We start from the raw sequence: 24396 nt of genomic DNA on the forward strand, positions 1-24396 counted from the left end.
GAATATTTGCGAGAGCCTAATGTTATTGTCGCCACAACAGTTAAGTAAGCAACAAATATATAAGTTATTGATTGGTGGAGTAACGCCTAGACCCATCGCATGGGTTTCCACTATTTCTGTTGATGGGGTGGCCAATTTAGCACCTTTTCGTTTTTTACTGTGGCCAGCGCTAACCCGCCAGTGCTGTGTTTCAACCCTATGGGCATGGATGATGGTCAGGAAAAGGATACGTTAACTAATATTCGCCAACAGGGTGAATTTGTCATCAATACAGTGAGCTATCCTGATTTAGCGGTGATGAATGAAACTTGCCATCATATTCCTGCGGATATAGATGAATTTGAGTATGCCAACATTGAAAAAGCCCCAGCATCTATAGTTAAGCCGAGTCTCGTTAAGCAAGCGCTAATTAGCTTTGAGTGCCAGCTTAATCAGATTATTGATTTGGGCAATGAACCGTTATCAGGCCATTTAATATTAGGTAATGTCGTCGCTATTCATGTTAAAGATGACATCATTGAGGATTTTAGAATCGATAGTGACAAATTAGATGCCATAGGAAGAATGGCCGGCAGTGATTACTGCTTAACCAGAGAGAAGGTTAAGCTTACTCGTAAGTAGTGACAGTTTATGTGCTCTGCAGAACTGTAGCGAAATAAAACTATAGCGAAATAGTCCAAGTTGAATCAATCAGCAAATTATAGATATAAAAAAACCGTCAATTGACGGTTTTTTTAGTTTTACATACTGTAATGAGGGCTAATTATAGACCGGCATCAGCACGTAAGATTTCAGCTTTATCAGTCGCTTCCCATGGGAATTCGTTACGGCCGAAGTGACCATAAGCAGCAGTTTGTTGGTAAATTGGGCGAGCCAAATCCAACATCGCTGTTAGGCCGTAAGGGCGCAGTTCGAAGTGTTGACGAACTAACTTAATTAATACGTCTTCTGATACTTTACCGGTACCAAATGTTTCGATGCTAATTGAGGTAGGCTCTGCTACACCGATTGCATAAGAAACTTGGATTTCACAACGATCTGCAAGACCTGCAGCGACGATGTTCTTCGCTACATAACGTGCTGCGTATGCAGCACTACGGTCAACTTTTGATGGGTCTTTACCTGAGAAAGCACCACCACCATGACGCGCCATGCCGCCATAGGTATCAACGATGATTTTACGACCGGTTAAACCACAGTCACCTACAGGGCCACCAATAACAAAACGGCCAGTTGGGTTGATGAAGTACTTAGTATCTTTGTTTAACCACTGTGATGGTAAAACTGGCTTAATGATGGTTTCCATTACGCCTTCGATTAAGTCTTCCTGACTAACATCTTCACGATGTTGAGTTGATAGAACGATTGCATCGATACCAACAATTTTACCTTCATCATAAGCAAAGGTAACTTGGCTTTTTGCATCTGGGCGAAGCCAAGGTAAGGTGCCATCTTTACGTACTTCAGATTGACGTTTCACAAGTTTGTGAGCGTAAGTAATAGGAGCAGGCATTAATACGTCAGTTTCGTTGCTGGCATAACCAAACATTAAACCTTGGTCACCAGCGCCTTGTTCTGCAGGATCACTGCGGTCAACACCTTGGTTGATATCAGGAGACTGCTTACCAATGGCATTTAAAATGGCGCAAGAATCAGCATCAAAACCCATATCAGAATGGGTGTAACCAATTTCACGCACTGTTTTACGCGTGATTTCTTCGATATCAACCCATGCAGAAGTTGTGACTTCACCACCGACTAATACCATGCCTGTTTTTACGTAAGTTTCACAAGCAACACGCGCTTTAGGGTCTTGCTCTAAAATTGCGTCTAATACTGCATCAGAAATCTGATCAGCGATTTTATCTGGATGACCTTCTGAGACCGACTCAGAGGTGAACAAGTGGTTTGCCATAATGGGAAATCTCGTCTTTTTGAATTTGAACGTGTAGAGGTATCTACATCTAGACGTCTATTTTAGTCGAATTTAAAAATGATAACACCCCCCAATACGATAATAAGTCAAAAATTGTGCAATGCCGCAAATAATTAAATTCAACCTAAAAGCTTGTTTAGGAATTAGTTGTGCTTATCTTTATGATTGTATTAGTTTAATGTGTTTTTTGTGGTGATATTTTTTAAGGCTGTATGCTAAATTAAACAATTTATTTAGCCAGTGGATTTGGGCTTATCAATAGAGGCCCCCTTATTGACTTACTAGAAATATGGTCATTAAGCCTTATGTAAACCAGCAAGATTCCACTTTATTGTACCTATACAGAGTTTGATAAGCCTTAAGAGAGGCTAAGCTCTGAAAAAATACTGTGGTTAACCTCGTGTCTTTATTGAATAAAATCAGACAAGTAAGTTGTATTTTAAATAATGCTGCTGTGCCTTTAGCATTTATCACTAAAAAAAGCGCTAATATCAACACAAATCGCTTGTTAAATAAATGTAAACGTAATTGTTAGCTGGTACGCTATTTTGTATACTACCAAGCTATAACTCATAATATTTATTTATATAAAGTGACTGTTTATATTTCGATACAAGTTGTAACACTGGTCAATTCCTTTATTAACAGTGGCTTAATTAATTTTGTATCAAACAACTTGTGCGTAGAATGGTTTTTATTTGATTTATATTTATGATGACTAGTGAAAATAATAATAATAACAAATTACTAGGTGAGACTTGATGGCATTACTTCAGTATCAAATAGGGCCGTGTACGTTAGATTGCAGCATAATGACCTTAAGCTGTGGTGATAAGACAATTAAGTTGTCGGCTAAAGTGTTTGAGTTGCTGAAACTGTTTATTGATAGTCCAGATCATATTGTTTCTCGCCAAACAGCAATTGATACCATCTGGGATGGTAACCAAGCTGTTGGTGAAAAAGGTTTCACTAATTCAGTATGGCTAATACGAAAATCCTTTAAAGATTTACATATTGAAGCTGATTTACTGCTGACATTACCAAAACTTGGTTACCAATTAGTGTTACCGATTTCATTAATTTCTTCAGCTAATGAGGAGACGAGTCTTTCAGATATCACTCACAAAAAGGCAGGCCGTAAACATACCGTGTTGGCAGTTTTTGTGCTCGCATTTGTGATACTACTCAGTTATTCCGCTTATCAATTTATCAAATCTTTTACAGAGCCTGAAGCCGCAGCCGCTTTGGCGTCACCAATAAAAAGTAAAGTGACCAATTTTGAAGGGGTTGAAGAGCATATTGCCGTGTCCAATGATGGCAAATACCTTGCGATGCAATGGCGTAATGGTCAGCAACCGGGCAAAATTTATATTAAAGAGCTTAATAACAATGACTCGCCACTGAAATTAATTTCGTTTGTCGATAGTGAAGAAGCTTCTCCCGCTTGGTCGCCGTCCGATCAAAAACTGGCTTACGTGCGAGTTTTAGCTAGTGGTGTTTGCCAAGTAAGAGTAAGGCATTTACAGCAAAATACCGATGATCTTGTGACTGAGGGCTGCTTTTATTTGCCATTTAAACGAGTACTGAGCTGGTCAAAAAATGATGAAGATACACTTATTTTTGCGAAGCAATTAACTGATAGAGTGGCTTTGTTTTCATATTCGATGTCGACAAAGCAAAGTACACAATTAACCAAGCCCGGTAAAAACGAGGTAGACTTTTCGCCTCATCAATTGACCAATAATGATGAAATTGCGTTTATCAGAGAAAAAAGTTCATCACTTCAAATGAGCCTGCTATTAAAACGTGGTGAAAGTGATGTTGTTGATTTAATAGCGAATAGTGTCAGTATTATTGACTATGACTTTAGTTATCAAAATGACAGCTTTTATGTGAATCATATTGAAGGATCAAATTTAGTGATTTCTAAAATTGATCTGTTAGGTAATGTTCAGCATACCATTCCATTTACTGGCTTAATCAGTAGCGTCACTTATTCCGATGTGACCGAGACGCTATTTATTAGCGAGCACATTTCAAAAGAGTATATTGCACAACTGAGCTATCAAAACCAAAAAGTACTGCGAAAAATCTCCTCATCTTCACGAGACATGTATGCCCGTTATTCAAAAAAGACTGGTGATATTTTATTTTTGTCAAATCGTTCAAAATTGTGGTCCACCTGGAAAAATAACCAAGTCACTAGTAAAAACCTGACTAAAAGCATGGGGAATGCAGGGGTCGTGGGGGTATCGCCCACCAGTGAGATGTTTGCCGTCACCATCAACCGTAATGATAAACAAACCTTATATTTAGGTAATATTCAGTCGGAACTATTTGAAAGAGTTGATATTGGCGATCTTGCAGCCGAAAACATCAGTTGGTCTAAAGATGGCAAGGCTATCTATTTTAAAGGCACTGAAAATGAGAGTAGTGGCATTTATCGTTATTCACTTGATGATAAATTACAGCCAATTAAGTTTGGCCAAGGGAATTATGCTGTTGAAGGTGAGTCCCCAGATATACTGTATATGTCGAAGTTTAATTTAAATGGTATTTGGCGTTTTGATGCCAATACTAATGAAGTTAGCCAGATTACCGATCGTTTAGCTAAATATGATTTTGGCTCATTTTACTATGAAGATGGCTTTGTATATTTCGTCGAACGCACAGTAAAACAAGACCTGATCCAACGAATCAATGCTGCTGGCGAGATACAAACTGTGATGTCATTTCCAGCGAATACAGTGCGCAAGTTTTTTGGTTTATCAAGCGCTGATGAACAGTCTTTATTGTTAACATTAAAGGTTGCTAACGAGGCCGATGTTGTTGGTTATCGCCTCTAACTAGTGTTGTTAGTATTATGTTTTTCGTAGTTAAATGCCTGTATTTAAATAAAAAAGATAATTAAAAGATATAAGCTAGACAAGCGCAGATATAAATATGAGTATTAAATGAATCTGAGGTTGTTGTGACAATGTTCCTTGCACGTTATTAATTGGTTAGAGCCTGAAAAAGGCCGAATAACAAAAAATAACGTGAAGGAATGGAAATGAAATTTAATAAATGCACGCTCGCATTATGCGTCTCAACCGCCATTCTGTCGGGTGCTCTACATGCGAATGCTCAGACCGAATCAGTATCAGCATATGGTAGCGCTCAGCAGCAAGAACGCGCGACCTATACTCTATATTTAACAAATGCCGCAGCTATCGAGCGCCAAGGTGATAAACGCGATTACACGCAACGCCTTGCTGAAGTTAGCAAATTACAAGATCAAGTATTCAACCAAATTAAAGCCATTGATCCGCAGGCAATATTAACAGCGCGTTCAGGGTTAGTTGCGAATATAATCAATGTTGAACTGCAAAGCGGCTCAGTTGCTCAAGTTAAGGCGCTTGATGCAGTGCAACGTATTTTCAGTGCCAGCAATACTAGCAGCGTTAAGCAAACTGAAGCGACTCAGTCTGTTCAGCAAAATGCTACGGTAATGGCCGATGAAGAAGTCGCCTTACTGACTCCATATACTGGCAATGAATCGGCTGGTGCTGGTGTTAGCGTTGCAATCATTTCTACCGGTATTGATTACACTTTACCAATATTTGGTGGTTCAGGTGTTTATGGCGAAAATAATGACCCTGAAACGCCTCCACCGGCTGGCAGTTATTTAGAAGCCTTAGAAAATGGCGCTATTGAATATAGCGGCTTCCCTACAGCGGTAGTTGCAGGTGGTTGGGATTTTTCAAGCGAAAACTACGGTAATGACGCTAACCCAATCGATCAAAACCTAAGCTATGAGTCTTGGGATGGTTGGGTATACCCTACAGGCATGGGGACTGAGCTTGCGAGTATCGTGCATCAACTTGCACCTGGTGCATCACTTCATGCTTATAAAGTCTATAACGTATCGGGCGCAAGTTGGGACCCTACTTATATTACGGCGTCAGGACCTTCATTAGATAAACTTGTTCAAGCCTTTGAGCATGCTCTTGACCCTAACCAAGATGGTGATATTAGTGACCGTATCGATATTGCATTACTAGAGGCTTCTGGCGCGGGTGCATTTTTTGATATCGATGGTAATGCCTCGGTAAGCTTACTGCAATTGATGATTGAACGTGTATCAGCTCAAGGTATGACTGTCGTCACTCATGCTGGAGATTTAGCTGAGTACTCACTTTATGGTGACGCTGAAGCTAAACACCGTAACTGGATTTCAGCTGAAGGTAGTGCGACTTCGGCAATTACTGTTGGTGCAGTAAACTATGCTGACGATGGTGAAACACTTGTTGTACCTGAATGGGCTGCAATGGGCCCAGTGCGTGGCTCACAAACGTTAAAGCCTGAAATTGTCACTTTCACTGACAATCAGCCAGTGGTACATATTTCCAATGCAGATGAAACTGCAGCTAAGTACGGTATGCGCTCTGGCTCTATGGCAGGTGCTGCAAGAATTGCTGCCGCTGCTGCGGTGATTAAAAGTCAGTTCCCAGGTTTTGGTCCTGCTGAAATTAAAGCTGTTTTAGCTAACACTGCTAATATCGATAGTATTTTAGAAAGTGATGAAATTACCCCTGCTGAAATCTATTCTATTGGTCATGGTGTTGAAGATTTAGATGCTGCAATCAGCTCGCCTTTAGTGGCTTGGGAAAGCGCTTCAAATCAACCTTACGTTCAATTTGGTATGCATGAAATTGCAGATACTAAAACAGTTCATAAGAATATCACTGTTCGCAATGTCTCAGATACCGCTCAGACCTACAGCTTATCGTTTAAAATGGTCGGTGATAAAGCTGCCCATGAAGCATTAACACTTAACTTGCCTGAATCAGTGAATATCCCTGCTAATTCAAGTGTGGTTATACCTGTGTCTATGATAGTTGATGCTAATAAACTGCCACAATGGCCGTTGATGAGCACTGCGGATCATACTGACGCTAACTTAAAAGCAACTGAGCTAAATGGTTACATTAGCTTAATGTCTGAAGGTAAGCCTGAGCTTAACCTTGGTTGGATGGTAAAAGCGCGTCACAGCACCTCGATTACTAAACGCCCAAACGCGATTGAGTTTCCGACTTATCTAGGTTGGAACCCAGACACTTTCCAAACAGAATGGAATCACTTAGCTTGGGGTCGTGAATTATACCCTGATGATGAGTTTGGTAATGGCAGTTATCAAGGTTATGTGGCTTCATTCATTAATGATTCTAAGACTGAAACAACCTTTCAAGCTTATCCGTTAATTTTACAAAACCGTACCGTTAGACCTGATTTAGAAAATGTTAAAGGTCATAAAATCAAAGCTGTTGGTGGCGCTATTTTTGATGATGCCATGTGTACGGTTTCAGGTAAGAAGCTAAATATTGCCGTAAGCTTATTCGACCGCGCAGATGTGGCACTGGCTAACTTTCAAGAGCGTGGCCCACAGCTATTTGCTTATGACCTATTTTTTGAATCGGTTGTTTTAGAAAATGGTTGGAATGAGAGTTTTTCAGATGGCTACATTTGGGATGAAGCGCAGCAAGTAAACCAGCCACGTATTGCGTTAAATGCCAAAGGTCAACCAGCGACATATGTAATTGATTACAGCGTTGCTTATGACTACACCAACCCAAATGGTCGTATGAAAGAATCTACCCTACCAACGTATTTTACCAATAATGGCAAAAATATCGTTTCTCAGGTTTGTCTTGAAGACCTATATCACCACGAGCTTGATAGCGTAGAAGATTTTGACCAAAACTTTGGTTTCCATATTCAAACCGACCGCCACACAGGTAAAGAACAATACGAACCAATTGCACAATTTAACCCGATTAAAGGTGGTAATTATGCAGTTGAAGAGTCTTGTTACTTTGATTGGTTTACCGGCATGGATGTGTGTACCGATGTAGCAAATGACCGCTCTGTTCATGTTGGTTTTGCGGCAATGGGTCAAGATGCTGAAGTTGGCGAGCTAGCGTTTTCACCAACCTATACTGCTCAACCAGGTGAAGAGGTTTATATCGCTTCAGTGGGTGCATCTGATTTAGGTGGTATCGGCCAGATCCCTGCACCGAAAGATTTCATGGTTGTTAGTGTAAACGATGACTTCATGCAAATTGGCTATAACGCAATGGTAGATGATGATGGTTCTATTGTTGCAAGAGCACAGGCTAACCAAGTCTTTAGCGTTGCAGAAGGCGCTGAAATGAATACTGTTTTAGGAAAGATTGAGCTGGATACTCAGGGCTTCTTTACTTACGGTTCAACAGACTTTGAGCCGCTTGAATTGCATATCGTTAATTCAGTTACAGGTACGCCTTTTGCGATTGACCAAGAAACTCATGAGTTATACGTGGTTAATCCATCAGCGCTTGATTTTGAGAACAACCAAGAATTTGAACTTAAAATCCTTGCTCAAAAAGGCAACACAGTTGGTGAAACCGAAAGCATTAAGGTGATGGTCACGGACGTGAATGATATTGCGCCAGTAGTTGATGAAGACGTTGCCGCTGCTATGCCGACTCCTCAATTGACCTTCAAAAAAGGCGATTCAGCAAGCTTTACCATGGATATCGATGGACTGTTTATGGATGTCGAAGGTAACAGCTTAAGCTACACAGTTGAAGGTTCAGGCTTTACTGCACTGGCTATCGCTGGCACTCAAATCACGGGTGAACTTGATAGTGAAGGTAGTCATCAACTAACTGTTACGGCTTCTGACGGTGTGAATGAAGTGAGCCATACGTTAACTGTAGAGTCAACGTATGAAAAAGACAGTGGTGGTAGCTTAGGTATGTTATCTCTGCTGTTCGCAGGTCTTATCGCACTGCGTCGTCGTTTCTAACTGGCTAAACACTTGCTTGTTTAACCCTGGTAGGGAAAGCCCGATTGGGCTTTCCTATTATAAAAAGAATAATAGGTTATCAAATGAAATTAAGTAGTAGATATTTGGTTCTTAGTGCTGTGAGTTCAGTATTGGCATTTTCTAGTCATGCAGACTCAGGCAAACCGCTTAACAGCATCAATCCTGGCCAAGAAAAAATAAAACTAGAACGTGCCGGAAAAATGCGTACTGACGGACTGTACTTTGTCCGTTTAAAAGATAGCGCGCTAGCAAGTTACGATGGCTCGGTTACAGGCTATGCCGCAACCAGCATCAAAAGTAATCAAAGTAACAAAACTACAGCGGGCGTATTAAATCTTAAATCTCAAGCCAGTGTGAGCTATAAACGCTACCTTGAGTCAAAGCAGACACAAATTACCCAAAGGTTAAGCGGTAAACTTAACCGTACTTTAAAGCCAACACAACAGTATCAAGTAGTTGCTAATGCATTTGCACTGCAGCTTGATGCCAGTGAAGTTAAAACCATCCAAAAAGATCAAGATGTATACAGTGTTGAACCTGTCGGTATGCATTATATTCAGACTTCTACAGGACCTGAATTTATCGGAGCCAAAAAAGTTTGGCAAGGTGTCAATGATATCCCTGGTACCAAAGGTGAAGGGATTATTGTAGGTATTATGGATACCGGCATTAACGCTACGCATCCCTCATTCAAAGAAGTGGGCGATGATGGCCATGTATTTGTTAATCCAAATGGCGAAAATCAATACTTTGGCGATTGTCAGCAATACCCTAAATTTTGTAACAACAAACTGATTGGTATTGTGAGTTATCCAGAGCTTGTTGATTATCGGGCAAGTGTTGCAGATAACCTAGATGACCCAAGTTATGATGACCTAGCGGATAAAGCTAAAGTGGGTTATGACTTCCACGGACATGGCTCACATGTGGCATCTACGGCAGCAGGTAACGTCGTTCAAAACGTTAATTATTACCTTCAAGTGGAAGAAGAAGATGGCAATATCATTGCCGAAAAAAGTGCCTTTGAATTTCCTGCGATTAGTGGCGTGGCCCCCCATGCCAATATCGTCTCTTACCAAGTATGTGACGATGTAGGCTCTTGTTACCCTGAATTTACGATTCAAGCTCTTGAGCATGCCATTGAAAATGGCGTGCAAGTACTTAATTATTCAGTTGGCGGCTCTGCAACTGACCCTTGGGATTCAGTAAGCGCTGAGGCATTCCTAAATGCTCGTGAAGCTGGTATTCATGTGGCAACAGCAGCTGGTAACGCAGGACCTACAGCGAGCACAATTGGCTCTCCTGGTAATGCGCCTTGGGTAACAACCGTAGCAGCTTATAGCCATAACCTGAGTTTTGACGAGAAAGGTTTGACTGATTTCACCTCTGTTGGTGGCACTTCTCTGGCTGATTTATCGGGCCGTGGTGTTACCAAAGGCTTTACCGGTAAGGTGGTTCAGGCTAAAGATTATGATGAAGCCAATGCTATGTGTACTGAGCCTTTTGAAGCAGACACATTTACTAGCGATCAAATTGTTGTCTGTGAACGTGGCCTTAACGCTCGTGTACGTAAAGGTATTATTGTCAGAGATGCCGGTGCGGGTGGCATGATTTTGATTAACTTGGAAGGTGGTGCAGATACGGTAAATGATGATAACCACGTACTTCCAGCTATTCATTTAAATGATGTTGACGGCCAATTATTGACTGACTGGTTAGCAACTGGGACTGATCACCAAGCAGCAATAGCTGCCAGTGTAACCAGCACTGATGATAGTTTGGGTGATATTGCCGGCGCATTTACTTCTCGCGGACCAAACCTGCCATATCCGAATATTTTTGCTCCTGATATTGCTGGACCGGGTGTGGATATCTATGCTGCAAATGCAGAGGACAGAGTATTTGAAGGTGAGATTGGCCATATTCCTTATGTGTCATTCTCTGGGACATCCATGGCAAGCCCGCATGTTGCTGGCGCACTTGCCTTGATCAAATCAGCTTATCCTCTATGGACGCCTGCGCAAGCGCAAATGGCTATTATGTCTACAGCTTATCAGGTGACTTACCAAGATGATGACTATGACGGTGTTAAACAGCGCTCTGATTTCTTCACTCAAGGTGCCGGTAGTATCCGTATTAATGATGCCCTAAAAGCGGGTTTATTAATGGATATCACTAAAGAAGAATATCTTGCAGCTAACCCATCGATTGACGGTAACCCAGGTGATTTGAATACAAGCTCGATGGTTAACAATGAGTGTATTTCAAATTGTACTTGGACACGTAAAGTCACAGCGACGAAAAGCAGTAACTGGACAGTGGATTATGAGTACTTAAATGATGGCTTTACTTTTGAAGTGTCACCTTCATCATTTGCACTTAACGCTGGTGAGTCTCAAGTATTGACGATCAAGGCTATCGCTAATGCAGAGTTAGTTGATGAATGGGTGCATGGCTACATTAATCTAAAGAATTCAGCTGATGACATGAGTGATACTCACTTACAGGCCACTATTGGCTTTAAAGCGGGGCAAATCGTAGATAGCGTTTCAGCTAAGTTAAACAACCTAGATAATACAATCGAGATCAATGACATCGTTACATCTGGTAGTAATGATCTGCAAGTTAACGGCTTTGGTTTATTTAAATCACAAAGCTTTAGCGGCACAGCGATCGGTGCATCTAATGATGTTGAGCGTAACAGCCCTGCATACAATCAAGAGGTGTTATTTACCACAACGACTGTTGTTAAACCCTATACCAAACGTTTAGTGGTTGAAATCACAGATACAACTTCACCTGACATGGACTTATATGTGGGTATTGATGAGAACAATGATGGTAAAGCGGATGCAAGCGAACTGTATTACTCATTAGTGTGTATCAGTGGTGAAATTGACTCTAACGAACAGTGTATTATTCCAACACCTACCACAGGTAATTACTGGATACTTGCGCATAACTATGAAGGCACAGTCGCTGATGAGCCTGATGACGTTACAGTGCGAGTGACTCATGTTAATTATTCTTCTCAAGCCAGTTTCGACATTGATGCGCCAAGTACTGTTGCCCAAGACGAAGAGTTTGATGTCAGCATGACAGTTAATGGCTATCTTGATGACAGTCAAACCTTAACTCCGCTAGAAGAAGGTGAGGTTTACTACGGCTTACTAGAACTGGGGACAACGTCAAGCTTAGTGCGTAACATTGGTGGCACACTGATTAAAGTTGAAGGTTTGGCTCCAGTTGAAGTACCTGTTAATACCGCTCCAACAGTGGCTAATCCACTTAGCGATGTTGAAACTGAGCTTACTGACTCAGGCAGTGTTGCATTCAGTGTTGATTTAACCGATGTGTTTGCTGATGCCGAAAATGACACTCTGACTTATAGCGTGTCTGGCCCAGATACATTAAGCATTGATGGCATGAGCTTATCTGGCAGCTTGACTGAAGCGGGAACATTTGAAATTAAAGTGACAGCAACGGATGGTGAGTTATCAGCATTTAGCATGTTCACACTCACGGTTGCCGCAGCGCCAGAGGTTATACCTCCGGTAATCGAAGAACCAACTAAAAGCAGTAGCGGTGGTGCTATGGGTATGGGTTGGATGATGTTACTTATCATGGCTTGTATTCGCCAACGTAAACGTGTTCAGAAATAGCTTAAAAACTAACTGTAAACTCGCTGTTAATATCAGCCCGATGAATTATCAAGTCATATAATTAATCGGGTTTGTGGCAGTACTTCTTATTGTTTAATTACCTTTATAAGGCCAACAAGGATGTTGGCCTTTTTTTCCTTCCCGTTATCATTTCAGCTATTGCCTCCCCAACGCATCCAAAGTTCAACTTTTACAAAATGTTAATTATTGGTGTAAATGTGATTTAAATGTTACCGATAACATGGTATAAATCGAGCCATTAATAATATCGTCAGGTGTAAGCAGTATTGCTCGGGATAAAAAATTGCTACTTATATTTAATTATAATTTGCGTCCCATCGCTGAGTAGGGGAAAATATGTCCCCACAATTGCCCGCTAGACCTCATCATCAACAAGCAGGAGAGAGCATGTCATCTCGTAAAGAACTCGCCAACGCAATCCGTGCGTTAAGTATGGATGCCGTTCAAAAAGCAAATTCTGGACACCCAGGCGCACCAATGGGTATGGCAGATATTGCTGAAGTGTTATGGAATGATTTTTTAAAGCATAACCCAACCAATCCTAACTGGGCCGATCGCGACCGTTTCATCTTATCAAATGGTCATGGTTCAATGCTTATCTACTCTTTACTGCATTTATCGGGTTACGAACTTCCGATTGAAGAACTAAAACAGTTCCGTCAGCTGCATTCTAAAACACCGGGTCATCCAGAGTTTGGTTACACACCGGGTGTTGAAACCACAACCGGTCCTTTAGGCGCGGGTATCAGTAACGCTGTCGGTATGGCGATTGCTGAAAAAACCTTAGCAGCACAATTTAACCGTCCAGGTCACGACATTGTTGATCACAACACTTACTGTTTCTTAGGTGATGGCTGTTTAATGGAAGGTATCTCCCATGAAGCATGTTCATTAGCGGGAACGTTAGGTCTTGGTAAGCTAGTTGCATTCTGGGATGACAACGGTATTTCTATCGATGGTCACGTTGAAGGTTGGTTTACTGACGATACGCCTAAGCGTTTTGAATCATACGGCTGGCATGTTATTGCTGATGTTGATGGTCACGACAGTGATGCTATTCGCGCTGCAATCGAAGAAGCTAAGTCAGTAACAGACAAACCAACAATGATTTGTTGTAAAACTGTCATTGGTTTTGGTTCGCCAAACAAGTCTGGTAGCCATGACTGTCACGGCGCGCCACTTGGCGATGCTGAAATTGCAGCAGCTCGTGAGTTCCTTGGTTGGCCACATGCCCCATTTGAAATTCCTACTGATGTTTACCAAGGTTGGGATGCTAAAGAAGTTGGTATTGCTAACGAAAAAGCATGGGATGAAAAATTTGCAGCTTATAAAGCGGCAGAGCCAGCACTTGCTGCTGAATTTGAGCGCCGTGTATTAAACGGTGACTTACCAGCTGATTTTGAAGCTAAAGCTCAAGCATTTATCCAAGAGTGTCAAGATAAAGCAGAAGGCATTGCCAGTCGTAAAGCATCACAAAATGCCATTGGTTTCTTCGGCGAAATGCTTCCTGAATTACTAGGCGGCAGTGCTGACTTAGCGGGTTCAAACTTAACCCTTTGGTCTGGTTCAAAAGGTATTCAAGACGACGCTGCCGGTAACTACATCTACTACGGTGTACGTGAATTTGGTATGAGCGGCATCATGAATGGTGCATCATTACATGGCGGTTTTATCAATTATGGTGCAACTTTCATGATGTTTATGGAATATGCGCGTAATGCGGTACGTATGTCTGCACTGATGGGCATTCAAAACATCTTTGTTTACACCCATGATTCAATTGGTCAAGGTGAAGATGGTCCAACTCACCAACCGGTTGAGCAATTAGCTAACTTACGCATGACGCCAAACATGACGGTTTGGCGCCCATGTGATGCTGCTGAAACAGCGGTATCTTGGAAGTCTGCAATTGAAACGCGCAAGTCGCCAACCTCATTAATCTTTAGCCGCCAAGGCCTAAAAGCCCAGGCTCGAACAGCTGAGCAGTTAGCCAATGTTGCTAAAGGTGGTTACGTACTTGCTGATTGTGAAGGCACAGCAGACGTTATCTTGATTGCCACAGGTAGTGAAGTACAACTTGCATTAGACTCGGCAGCAGCATTGACTGAAAAAGGTCAAAAGGTTCGCGTAGTGTCTATGCCATCTACGAATGTATTTGATAAGCAAGATGCTGCGTATAAAGAGTCTGTATTACCTTCATCAGTACTTAAGCGTGTTGCGATTGAAGCAGCTCACGTTGATTTCTGGCATAAGTATGTTGGTTTCAATGGCGCAGTGGTTGGTATGTCGACCTTTGGTGAATCAGCGCCAGGTGGCGACTTACTTAAACACTTCGGCTTTACTGTTGAGAATGTCGTTAATACGGTTAACTCATTAGGTTAATCCCTAAGCGACTCAATTAAAGGGTAAACTTTTAGCCTTTTAATCTGTATAATGGCGGCCTGCAATCACTTGCAGGCCGTTTTTTTTCTAAATTCTGCTGAGTACTGTTAAGAGGAAGCTTAACCCTCAATGATCCGAGTTGCTATCAATGGTTATGGCCGAATAGGCCGTTCAATCTTACGTGCCTTATACGAATCGGGTAAACGTCAACAGATCCAAATTGTTGCCATTAACGAGCTTGCTAAACCTGCTGCTATCAGTCATTTAACCCAATATGACACCACCCATGGCCGCTTTCAAAACAGCGTTAAATTGCATGAAGACCAATTACATATTGGTGATGATGTCATCCAATTATTTCACCAAGCTGACGCCAGTAAATTACCTTGGGCCGAATTAGACATCGATATAGTGTATGAGTGCAGTGGCAGCTTAATTGAAAGGCAAGCCTGTGAAGCCCACATCTATGCAGGGGCCAAACAAGTGTTAATAAGTCACCCATCTTCTGCAGATGTTGATGGCACTATCGTATTTGGGGTTAATGACCACTTACTTCAGCCGCATCATACTGTGGTGTCAAATGCATCTTGCACCACCAATTGCATCGTGCCAATCATCGATGTACTGGATAAGCACTTTGAAGTAAAAAGCGGCGCAATTACAACAATTCATTCAGCGATGAACGATCAGCAAGTGATTGATGCCTACCATGATGATTTACGTAGAACCCGCGCAGCAGGTCAGTCAATTATACCGGTTGATACTAAACTTGCCCGTGGCATCGAGCGGATTTTACCGCACATGAAAGACAAGTTTGAAGCGATCTCAGTGCGTGTTCCAACCATCAATGTGACCGCAATCGACTTATCAGTCACCGTTGATAAACTGGTTGATATTGCCAGTGTAAATCATGTGCTAGAGCATGCCGCCAGCGGTCGTTTTAATGCTATTTTGGGTTATACTGATGAACCATTAGTATCGTGTGATTTTAACCACGATCCCCGTTCCAGTATCGTCGATGGTACCCAAACACGCGTCAGCGCAGGGCATTTAGTGAAGCTATTACTGTGGTGTGACAATGAATGGGGCTTTGCTAATCGAATGCTTGATACCAGTTTAGCGATGATTTGCGCTAAAAATAACGGTAATTAATTTATATTAATTGAGCGCTTTATCTTATGAGGTAAAGCGCTCAATTGTAACAGCAGCTTTGTTTTTAAATTAAAAGGAAATATCTCCATGGCTATTATCAATATGAGTGAGTTGGATTTGACCAATAAGCGTGTGCTTATTCGTGAAGATCTTAACGTGCCAGTCAGTGACGGTGTTGTGACCAGTGATGCACGTTTACGCGCTGCTTTACCGACAATTAAGCTGGCCCTTGAAAAAGGCGCCGCAGTGATGGTGATGTCTCACCTTGGGCGCCCAACAGAAGGCGAATTCAACACTGAATTTTCTATGCAACCAGTGGTTAACTACTTACAAGCGGCATTAGACTGCCCAGTGACTTTAGCTGCTGATTACCTTGATGGTGTTGCTGCGAACATTGGCGAAGTGGTTGTGTTTGAGAACGTGCGCTTTAATATCGGCGAAAAGAAAAACGATGAAGCATTAGCTAAAAAATTGGCTGCATTATGTGATGTATACGTAATGGACGCCTTCGGCACCGCTCATCGCGCACAAGCATCAACCCATGGCGTTGGTCTACATGCGCCTATTGCTTGTGCTGGCCCGCTACTTGCAGGTGAACTAGCTGCATTAGGTAAAGCACTTGATAATCCAGCTCGTCCAATGGTGGCCATTGTGGGTGGCTCAAAAGTATCAACTAAGCTAACGGTACTTGAAAGCTTATCAACTAAAGTTGATCAGTTAGTTGTAGGCGGTGGTATTGCTAATACTTTCGTTGCGGCAGCAGGCCATCAAGTGGGTAAATCACTCTTTGAAGCTGACTTAGTTGATGAGGCTAAGCGTTTAGTGGCCAATGCACAAAGCCGTGGCGGCGATATCCCTGTCCCTACAGATGTTGTTGTTGCCAGTGAGTTTAGCCCGACTGCAGCGGCAACCTTAAAGTCAGTGGCGGATGTTGCTGACACAGATATGATTTTTGATATCGGCCCCGATAGCGCTGAAGCATTAGCAAAAATCATTGAAGCTGCAGGCACTGTAGTATGGAATGGCCCAGTGGGCGTATTTGAATTTGATCAGTTTGGCGCAGGGACTAAGCGTATCGCTCAAGCGATTGCCGATTCAAGTGCATTTTCAATTGCGGGTGGTGGTGATACTTTAGCGGCAGTGGATAAATACGATATAGCAGACAAAGTCTCTTATATCTCAACAGGTGGCGGCGCGTTCTTGGAATTCCTTGAAGGTAAAGAGTTACCAGCCGTTGCTATGCTCGAACAACGCGGCAAATAATAAGCACTAATAGCTTAAGCGGCGAATTTAATCGCGATTATCAGAGTTATCTCGGCACAACTGAGTCAAGATGAGTCGTGGTTTATCGCGAATAACGAGTAAAAATTGTAGTACGAAACCGATAATAATTAGAAAAAAACCGCTCTTATACTTGCTAGTTTACTGTTTGAGTGCTTGCTGACATAAGTTAACAAGCACTTTTACATCGGATATTAGCAAGATGTAAGGGTATAAAAATCAATCCAAGCGATAGCGACCTAGGTGAGTAATCACCCTATTTTTGGAGTAAAAAATGGCCTTAATATCTCTACGACAAATGCTAGATCATGCTGCAGAACACGGTTACGGTGTTCCAGCATTTAACGTAAATAACTTAGAACAAATGCGTGCAATTATGCAAGCAGCTGAAGCGACTGACAGCCCTGTTATCGTGCAAGCATCAGCGGGTGCGCGTAAATATGCTCGTCCACAGTTCCTTAAGTATTTGATGGCTGCCGCACTTGAGCAGTATCCAGATATTCCAGTATGTATTCACCAAGACCATGGTACTGATCCTGATATTTGTCAGCGTTCAATCCAGTTAGGTATGTCATCAGTGATGATGGACGGCTCTTTGATGGCAGATGGTAAAACACCAGCGTCATACGATTACAACGTTGATGTTACTCGTCGTACGGTTGCTTTTGCACATGCTTGTGGTGTGTCAGTTGAAGGCGAAATCGGTTGTTTAGGCAGTTTAGAAACTGGCGAAGCAGGCGAAGAAGATGGTATCGGTGCTGCGGGTATCCTAACGATGGATCAAATGCTAACTACGCCTGAAGAAGCGGCGCGTTTTGTATCTGACACTCATGTAGATGCTTTAGCTATTGCGATTGGTACTAGCCATGGTGCTTATAAGTTCAGCCAACGTCCAACGGGTGATGTGCTGCGTATTGACCGTATTAAAGAGATCCACGCCCGTATTCCTAACACGCACTTAGTCATGCATGGTTCATCTTCAGTACCACAAGAGTGGCTGCAGATCATTAACCAGTACGGCGGTGAAATCCCAGAAACTTACGGCGTGCCTTTAGAGGAAATCGTTGAAGGGATTAAGCATGGTGTTCGTAAAGTGAATATCGATACCGATTTACGTTTAGCATCAACAGGTGCTGTACGTAAATTCTTAGCTGAAAACCCAGCTGAATTTGATCCACGTAAATTCTTAAAAGCGTCAATGGAAGCAATGGCTGACATTTGTACCACACGTTATGAAGCGTTTGGCTGTGCTGGCATGGGTTCTAAAATTAAGCCTAAGTCACTACAAGCAATGTACAAAGCGTATCAATCTGGTGAGTTAGATCCGCAAATTAACTAACTTACTCAATAGTGCATACAAGATGTTCAATGGTTTTTTACTGCTGCTTTTTGTGTAACTAATTGATTAATAATAGTACTAAAAACCCAACCTTTCGCGTTGGGTTTTTTTATGGCTTTTTTTCTAAAACCACTTGTATCCCTTAGGTAAATAGCGCAATATCGCCGCCCTTAAAAACGGACTTAATTTCATATTGACAATAAGTTGGGCGAAATCTCATAAATTATTGTTAAGCTTTAGAAGGAACTGACTAACCTTTAACCTATATTGAATATGACTTATGCACGCTAAACCCAATGCCCCGTTATCGCTTTTCTCCCTCACTTGGCCACTGTTTTTTGATTTTGCGTTGCACTTTTTGACCGCAGCTTTAAATACATTAATGATTAGCCGAGTTTCTTATCAAGGGGTTGCCGCACTGTCAGTGGGCAACATGGTATTTGAGCTATCGATTACGCTTTTTAGCTTCGTCAGTATTGGCGCCAGTGTGGTGATCACTCAATATCTCGGTGCCAATAATAAGGCAACGGCTAGCGACGTTGTTTACTCGTCGATAGGGTTTAATTTATTAGTGGGTGTGGTTGCGGCATTAGGGGTATTTAGTGGTGCAGGATTAATTCTACATCTAATGAATTTACCTGCTGAGCTGATCCCAGATGGTAAACTTTACCTGCAAATTGTCGGTATTTGTTTAATACCTGAGGCGATGGCAATGTGTCTTGCTGCAGGGATGCGAGCCCATGGCTTTACCCAACAAGCCATGTGGGTCACTTTACTGATGAATGTGATTACCTTTTGCGGCAACTTGCTGTTACTTTACGGCTGGTTTGGTTTGCCGCAAATGGGCGTTGCAGGTGTGGCTATTAGCACGGTTGTAGGGCGCTTAGTTGGCATGACATTAATGGCTTACTTATTTGTTAAGTACACCAAAATCCAACTTAAACTGCTTGAAATTATCAAACCTAAAAAGCAGCTTCTTAATAAAGTTTTTCATATCGGACTGCCTGCAGCGGGAGAAAATATTTCTTGGATGCTGCAATTTATGGTGGTGACCGCCTTTGTGGGATTAATGGGCGATAAAGCCCTCGCAGCACAAGCTTTGTACTTCCAAATTTGTATGTTTATCTTGTTATTCGGCTTATCTATTGGCATTGGTAATGAGATTATTATTGGTCATATGATAGGCGCCAAACAATATCAAGCTGCTGAAGCACAAATGTATAAAGCACTCAAGATAGGGCTAATCGTCACCACTATAGTGGCGGCATTAGCTGCTGCTTTTGGCGAGCATTTAGTGGCCTTTTTTACCAAGGACCAAGATATCCTTACTATGGTTGGTCAGCTATTTATTCTAACTCTATTAATGGAACCTGGTCGGACATTTAATCTGGTCGTCATTAATGCCTTAAGAGCCAGTGGCGACGCTCGTTTCCCATTTTTTATCGGCCTTTTATCTATGTGGTGTATTGCTGTGCCTGGGGCATACTTTTTAGGAGTACATTTAGATTTAGGCTTAGTAGGCATTTGGTGCGCTTTGGCTGTGGACGAGTGGGTTAGGGGCTTATTGATGTTATGGCGCTGGCGCAGTGGGCGTTGGCAGCAAAAGTGCCTAGTGATGGCTTAGTGATAATTTGGCAGCGCTAAGCTGATGCAGCACAAGAGATTATAGAAAATGGTTTTTAGGGTTTTGTATTAATCGCTTTAATAGGTGAGTAGTTTTTTCATTTTCGCTATCAAAGTGTTAGAATTCGGTTCGATTTTTGGGGTGAGTTTGAAACTATTGTAATTAAAGGACTTGATGACATGAAAAAATTGCTACTTGCTGCAGCTGTAACTTTAGCTATGCCGTTTGCTGCCCATGCTGGTGCAGACTTTGTTGAAGGTGATAAAACCTTCGCTGGTGAGGCTGAATTAGGCGCAACACTAACAACGGGTAATACCGATACTTCTTCAGTTAAAGCGCGTTTAGGTTTGAAACAAGAATTAGGCAATTGGGAGAATGCATACCTGCTAGAAGGTTTGTATAAAGAAGATTCTGGTGAAAATACTGCTAAACGTTACTATGCCGGTGTTCAAGGCAACTATCAGTTCGACGAAAAAAGCTATATGTATATCACCGCAAACTATGAAGCCGATCCTTTTACTGGTTTTGATTACAAAATGATTGCTTCAGCGGGTTATGGTTACAAGTTTATTGATAATGAAAGAGCTTTTTTGAGTGCAGAAATCGGTCCAGGTTATATCTATAAGCAATTAGATGATGAGCAATCATTGGCATTAGGTTATGACACTGAGGACAGTGTTGTTGCTCATGGTATGATGAACTTTACCTATAAAATTACCGATAGCTCAACTTTTAGCCAACTGTTTGTTGCCGATTACGGTGACAACTTAGAAGGCCGCTCTGAAACTGCGCTAACGGCTAATATCATTGGTGCATTGGCAATGAAGTTTGCTGTTATTGTGCGTTATAACGATGCACCACTTGAAGATAAAAAGAGTACTGATACTGAAACCAATATGACTTTGTTGTATGCATTCTAATTAGTTTTTGGGGCAAGCGCCGTTAAAAAAATCGTCATATCAGAAACCGAGCTATGCTCGGTTTTTTTTTGCTTAATAATACAGCTTTATTGATACAAAATTAGCGCAAAAAAAAAGCTCGCCAACTATTGAAAATGATTTTTATGTTCGCTAGGGGTGGTGGGTGGTGTTACTAAGTATCGGTCAATGTTGATCTGTGTGGGTTTCGGTGTGATTTTGATGCAACTTGGTTAACAGTTGTATGCTTTTGCGGGCCGTTGGAGTTGATTTATGTCGAAATTTCGCGGCGTAGTTCACGAATTTTAATCTTGTCTGACTATCAGTTGTGTGGATCACAAATAACTATTTACTGCTCCGCTATAATCTAATGATATATAGAGCAATATGAGATGGACTAGGCATGCAAATTGGGTGTTGTTGGTTTGATGATAAGCAAAAAGTGCTTAGCAACCAATCCAAAGCTACCACATGGCAGCTCAATAATAACGAATTCTGGGTGTTGAGCTTATTAGCAAAACATCGCGGACAAGTTGTGCCTATCGAAAGCCTCTCTTTCCCCACTGATGGCCAGCATCAGCAGCAAATTTCAGAAGAAGATTTACAACAAATAATTGTGTTGTTTCAGGATTATTTAGGCGCTTCTCATAGCAGGCTAATAGAGTTAATCCCCAATCAGGGTGTCATTCTTTATACTAAAGTCGTTTCTGGTAAGAATAGCCTATTTGATTCACCTAATAAGGTGATTTCTTATGGTCAGTATATTGTGATTATTTTGCTAACGTTAATCGCACTATTTTTTGTTCATTCACACCTTAATAATCAAGAATCGGTGAAGCCGGATGCTAGCCGAGAGTTTTTAACTCAACAAGGCAATGTTTCTAACCTGTATTTATATGCCTCTAAAGCCAGTGAAATCGATTTAGATTTAAGCAGTATTGCAGACCGTATCTCTAATCAGTTAAGAAATTGCCCCATCATGCCTTGGGATGCTATTTCCGCCACTTTGGCTGAAGATAATAAAGCCGTCAGCATCGTAATGAAAAAACGCCTACCCGATCGCTGGCGTTTTTATAATATCAAGGTTTTGAGGGATCAAGCCCAGCATAGCTTTGTAACGCCTGCGTGGCTAAAAAAGGTAAATATTTGTGGTTAAAGCAGTAACAGATTTTTTGTTAACTAGAATTGGTCGTGTTGTTTTTACTGTCTGTTTCATCGTAGTCTCTTGTATTTCGGTGTTAATGTTAGAGCAGTTTGCTGATACAAGAGATATATGGGCCTTTGATTGCCAGAGTGATTTATATGAATTTAGCGCTGACAAAGAGCATACAATCGAGCTTGATCATGGACCACTATTTTTAGCATTAACAGTTAAAAATAAGCAAATTCAGTTGAATTATTACAATGCCAAAGGTTCAAAAAACCATGAATATGCAACATTCGATGGCGATTTGACTGAACTAGAGGTTGGTGACATGACCTATAAATTAGATTTAGTGTTAACCGATGCTCAGTTTAACCAAAATAATTCCTATTTGAGAAAGTACCTCGCCAAAGAGCTTAAAACCACAGCGGCTCAGTTGCAAACTCAAACACAGCTGCATATAGCTGTTCAAGTCTTAGAAATGGATATTGATAATAAATATATCTTAATGAAATTTAAGCCCTACAATATGCTTTGGGCATGCCGTTTACATGAATAATGGTATAGTTTTAGTTATTTACGCCTCCTTTATCTGCTGAAATTCGTTATAGTTAAGGCAAGGCAAACTCTGAGATAAAATACTTCCATAGTGGCTAAAGTCAAAGTAAAGAAAGAAGAATCATTATCGATTAAATTCAGCCATCAAATGGAGGCTGGGCAGCAGCGCAGCTTTGATTTATATTTTTACTTACCCACAGAAATGGGGGTTGGCGAAAAAACCCTAGACGAAGAAGAGTATTACCACAGCGCAATGCTTGGGCGGCGGTCTTATTACTCTCAAGGGTTACACCTACCATTAGTACAAAACCGTTTTGCCAGTATTAATAAACGCACTAAAGAAGAGTTCCGTTTATACCTCAACTTATTTGCCTATCAATTTGCCGTAGCCATTGAGACTGATGCAAAAGAATTGCGTCTTATCACTGACCCTGACGACTTTTATCCCGCATTAACTGAATTAGGTGAGTCGGTCACGCAGTTGCTTAAAAAGTTTCGCCGTAACGAGCCCAGCGATGAAAAGCTCAAATCCTACTTCAATAATGCTGACAATTACCTGTCCTGGTTTTGTGAACAACAACTGTTAAAAACCTTAGCTTATCGGCCGCGTAGTGCTGAATATAGTGATGTTAAAGATCAACTGGTGGCGTTATGCCGCGCTGAGCATCATTACCGTGAAGAGGAAAGAAAGTATAACTCATCCGGCACCAAGCAAGATGCTAATCGTATTTCAAATAAGATGCTGTTATTAAGGCGCTTAATACAACAAGGTGTGGTATTAAAGGAGGAGCTAAAACCTTTAGGCATAGGCTTGAAAAAGTTCGTGACGGGATTAGCTACGGGGTTAGTGATGATGGTGGTATCAGCACTGATCATTAAGGCCCAAGGGGTGTTTAGCGGCTTAACCATGAGTTTGGTGGTTACCTTAGCGGTGATATACGGTTTTCGTGAAATTTTTAAAGAAGATGTACGGGTTGCGATGTGGCGTTATATTCAGCGAGGACGTCCACGCTGGAGTCAGATTTTAAGGGATACCACCACCCAAGCCGTGATTGCTAAGCAGTTCGTATGGCTGGATTTTATCCGCACCCAGGATATTCCCGCTGCAGTCGCTGAGATAATGAAACAGCGGCATAGGCAAAATAAAGTCGATGCCGTGGTGCTGCATTACCGTATTGCTTCAAAGGTGACCAACAAAGAATTTGAAGCTGGCTACTCCAAAATCCAAGAGCAAGTAAACTTTAGCTTGGTGCCATTTGCCCGTCACTTAGAGCGTGGTAAGGCAAAAATCTATAGTGAACAAGATGGCAAAGTCAGTAACGAATCAGTAGAAAGGCGCTATCAAGTCAACCTTGTTGCAGTGCTAAAAGATGGCAAAGGCCCACTTGAATATGCCCGTTACAAAGTTATTATGAGCCGCTCTAGTATCATTGAAATTACTCAAAGCAAACTGCCAGGTGGGCTGTTAGAAATTGGCGAATAAGTTGCTTATTCGCCAATTAGACTTTAGCTGTAGTGATGATATAAGGC

13 protein-coding genes and 1 pseudogene are annotated in these 24396 nt (G+C 41.6%); 13 read left to right on the forward strand and 1 reads right to left on the reverse strand.

Going from position 1 to position 24396, the window contains the following annotated elements; translation table 11 throughout:
* Positions 1-153: 153 nt before the first annotated feature.
* Positions 154-621, forward strand: a pseudogene (locus tag Q4557_RS08390) (flavin reductase family protein); the annotation flags it as partial.
* 142 nt (positions 622-763) lie between these two features.
* Here Q4557_RS08390 and metK read toward each other — a convergent pair.
* Positions 764-1915 carry a methionine adenosyltransferase gene (metK, locus tag Q4557_RS08395; RefSeq protein ID WP_102439707.1) on the reverse strand — a complete coding sequence of 384 codons (1152 nt, stop codon included), beginning with the start codon at positions 1913-1915 and terminating at the stop codon, positions 764-766.
* Positions 1916-2697: 782 nt separating this feature from the next.
* Between metK and Q4557_RS08400 the strand changes: the two genes are divergently transcribed.
* The 12 genes from Q4557_RS08400 to Q4557_RS08455 all read left to right on the forward strand — a co-directional run bounded on the left by Q4557_RS08400 (position 2698) and on the right by Q4557_RS08455 (position 24349).
* Positions 2698-4782, forward strand: a complete 2085-nt coding sequence (locus Q4557_RS08400; protein ID WP_102476928.1) for a winged helix-turn-helix domain-containing protein — start codon at positions 2698-2700, stop codon at positions 4780-4782.
* Between the two features lie 206 nt (positions 4783-4988).
* The gene (locus Q4557_RS08405) at positions 4989-8765 is read left to right on the forward strand and encodes a S8 family serine peptidase (RefSeq protein WP_303412055.1); all 3777 of its coding nucleotides are present in this window, start codon (positions 4989-4991) and stop codon (positions 8763-8765) included.
* Between the two features lie 83 nt (positions 8766-8848).
* Positions 8849-12448: a S8 family serine peptidase gene (locus Q4557_RS08410; RefSeq protein ID WP_303412057.1), complete on the forward strand. Its 3600-nt coding sequence runs from the start codon at positions 8849-8851 to the stop codon at positions 12446-12448.
* Positions 12449-12856: 408 nt separating this feature from the next.
* Positions 12857-14851: a transketolase gene (gene tkt, locus Q4557_RS08415; RefSeq protein ID WP_303412084.1), complete on the forward strand. Its 1995-nt coding sequence runs from the start codon at positions 12857-12859 to the stop codon at positions 14849-14851.
* A gap of 129 nt (positions 14852-14980) precedes the next feature.
* Positions 14981-16003 carry an erythrose-4-phosphate dehydrogenase gene (gene epd / locus Q4557_RS08420; protein ID WP_102439702.1) on the forward strand — a complete coding sequence of 341 codons (1023 nt, stop codon included), beginning with the start codon at positions 14981-14983 and terminating at the stop codon, positions 16001-16003.
* A gap of 87 nt (positions 16004-16090) precedes the next feature.
* Positions 16091-17266 (forward strand): phosphoglycerate kinase, encoded by a 1176-nt coding sequence (locus Q4557_RS08425; RefSeq protein WP_303412059.1) that lies wholly within the window; start codon positions 16091-16093, stop codon positions 17264-17266.
* Positions 17267-17558: 292 nt separating this feature from the next.
* On the forward strand, positions 17559-18623 hold the full coding sequence (gene fba / locus Q4557_RS08430) for a class II fructose-bisphosphate aldolase (protein ID WP_102531936.1): 1065 nt from the start codon (positions 17559-17561) through the stop codon (positions 18621-18623).
* Between the two features lie 280 nt (positions 18624-18903).
* Positions 18904-20247 carry an MATE family efflux transporter gene (locus tag Q4557_RS08435; protein WP_102439699.1) on the forward strand — a complete coding sequence of 448 codons (1344 nt, stop codon included), beginning with the start codon at positions 18904-18906 and terminating at the stop codon, positions 20245-20247.
* 179 nt (positions 20248-20426) lie between these two features.
* The gene (locus Q4557_RS08440) at positions 20427-21167 is read left to right on the forward strand and encodes a DUF481 domain-containing protein (RefSeq protein WP_102439698.1); all 741 of its coding nucleotides are present in this window, start codon (positions 20427-20429) and stop codon (positions 21165-21167) included.
* Between the two features lie 400 nt (positions 21168-21567).
* Complete coding sequence (locus Q4557_RS08445) at positions 21568-22320, forward strand: hypothetical protein (RefSeq protein WP_102439697.1); 753 nt, start codon at positions 21568-21570, stop codon at positions 22318-22320.
* Between the two features lie 16 nt (positions 22321-22336).
* Entirely contained in the window at positions 22337-22867 is a 531-nt protein-coding gene (locus tag Q4557_RS08450; protein WP_133126407.1) for a hypothetical protein, read from the forward strand.
* A 90-nt stretch (positions 22868-22957) separates the two neighbouring features.
* Positions 22958-24349: a hypothetical protein gene (locus tag Q4557_RS08455; RefSeq protein WP_102439695.1), complete on the forward strand. Its 1392-nt coding sequence runs from the start codon at positions 22958-22960 to the stop codon at positions 24347-24349.
* Positions 24350-24396 lie beyond the last annotated feature (47 nt).

Source organism: Shewanella sp. 5_MG-2023, assembly GCF_030547465.1.
In the GTDB taxonomy this organism is placed as follows: domain Bacteria; phylum Pseudomonadota; class Gammaproteobacteria; order Enterobacterales; family Shewanellaceae; genus Shewanella.

What these genes read in the sequence shown, in the direction of transcription:
- Q4557_RS08440 (WP_102439698.1), top strand. Translation starts at nt 20,427, where the DNA reads ATGAAAAAATTGCTACTTGCTGCAGCTGTAACTTTAGCTATGCCGTTT.
- Q4557_RS08445 (WP_102439697.1), top strand. Translation starts at nt 21,568, where the DNA reads ATGCAAATTGGGTGTTGTTGGTTTGATGATAAGCAAAAAGTGCTTAGC.
- Q4557_RS08405 (WP_303412055.1), top strand. Translation starts at nt 4,989, where the DNA reads ATGAAATTTAATAAATGCACGCTCGCATTATGCGTCTCAACCGCCATT.
- Q4557_RS08400 (WP_102476928.1), top strand. Translation starts at nt 2,698, where the DNA reads ATGGCATTACTTCAGTATCAAATAGGGCCGTGTACGTTAGATTGCAGC.
- Q4557_RS08435 (WP_102439699.1), top strand. Translation starts at nt 18,904, where the DNA reads ATGCACGCTAAACCCAATGCCCCGTTATCGCTTTTCTCCCTCACTTGG.
- epd (WP_102439702.1), top strand. Translation starts at nt 14,981, where the DNA reads ATGATCCGAGTTGCTATCAATGGTTATGGCCGAATAGGCCGTTCAATC.
- fba (WP_102531936.1), top strand. Translation starts at nt 17,559, where the DNA reads ATGGCCTTAATATCTCTACGACAAATGCTAGATCATGCTGCAGAACAC.
- Q4557_RS08410 (WP_303412057.1), top strand. Translation starts at nt 8,849, where the DNA reads ATGAAATTAAGTAGTAGATATTTGGTTCTTAGTGCTGTGAGTTCAGTA.
- Q4557_RS08425 (WP_303412059.1), top strand. Translation starts at nt 16,091, where the DNA reads ATGGCTATTATCAATATGAGTGAGTTGGATTTGACCAATAAGCGTGTG.
- metK (WP_102439707.1), bottom strand. Translation starts at nt 1,915, where the DNA reads ATGGCAAACCACTTGTTCACCTCTGAGTCGGTCTCAGAAGGTCATCCA.
- tkt (WP_303412084.1), top strand. Translation starts at nt 12,857, where the DNA reads ATGTCATCTCGTAAAGAACTCGCCAACGCAATCCGTGCGTTAAGTATG.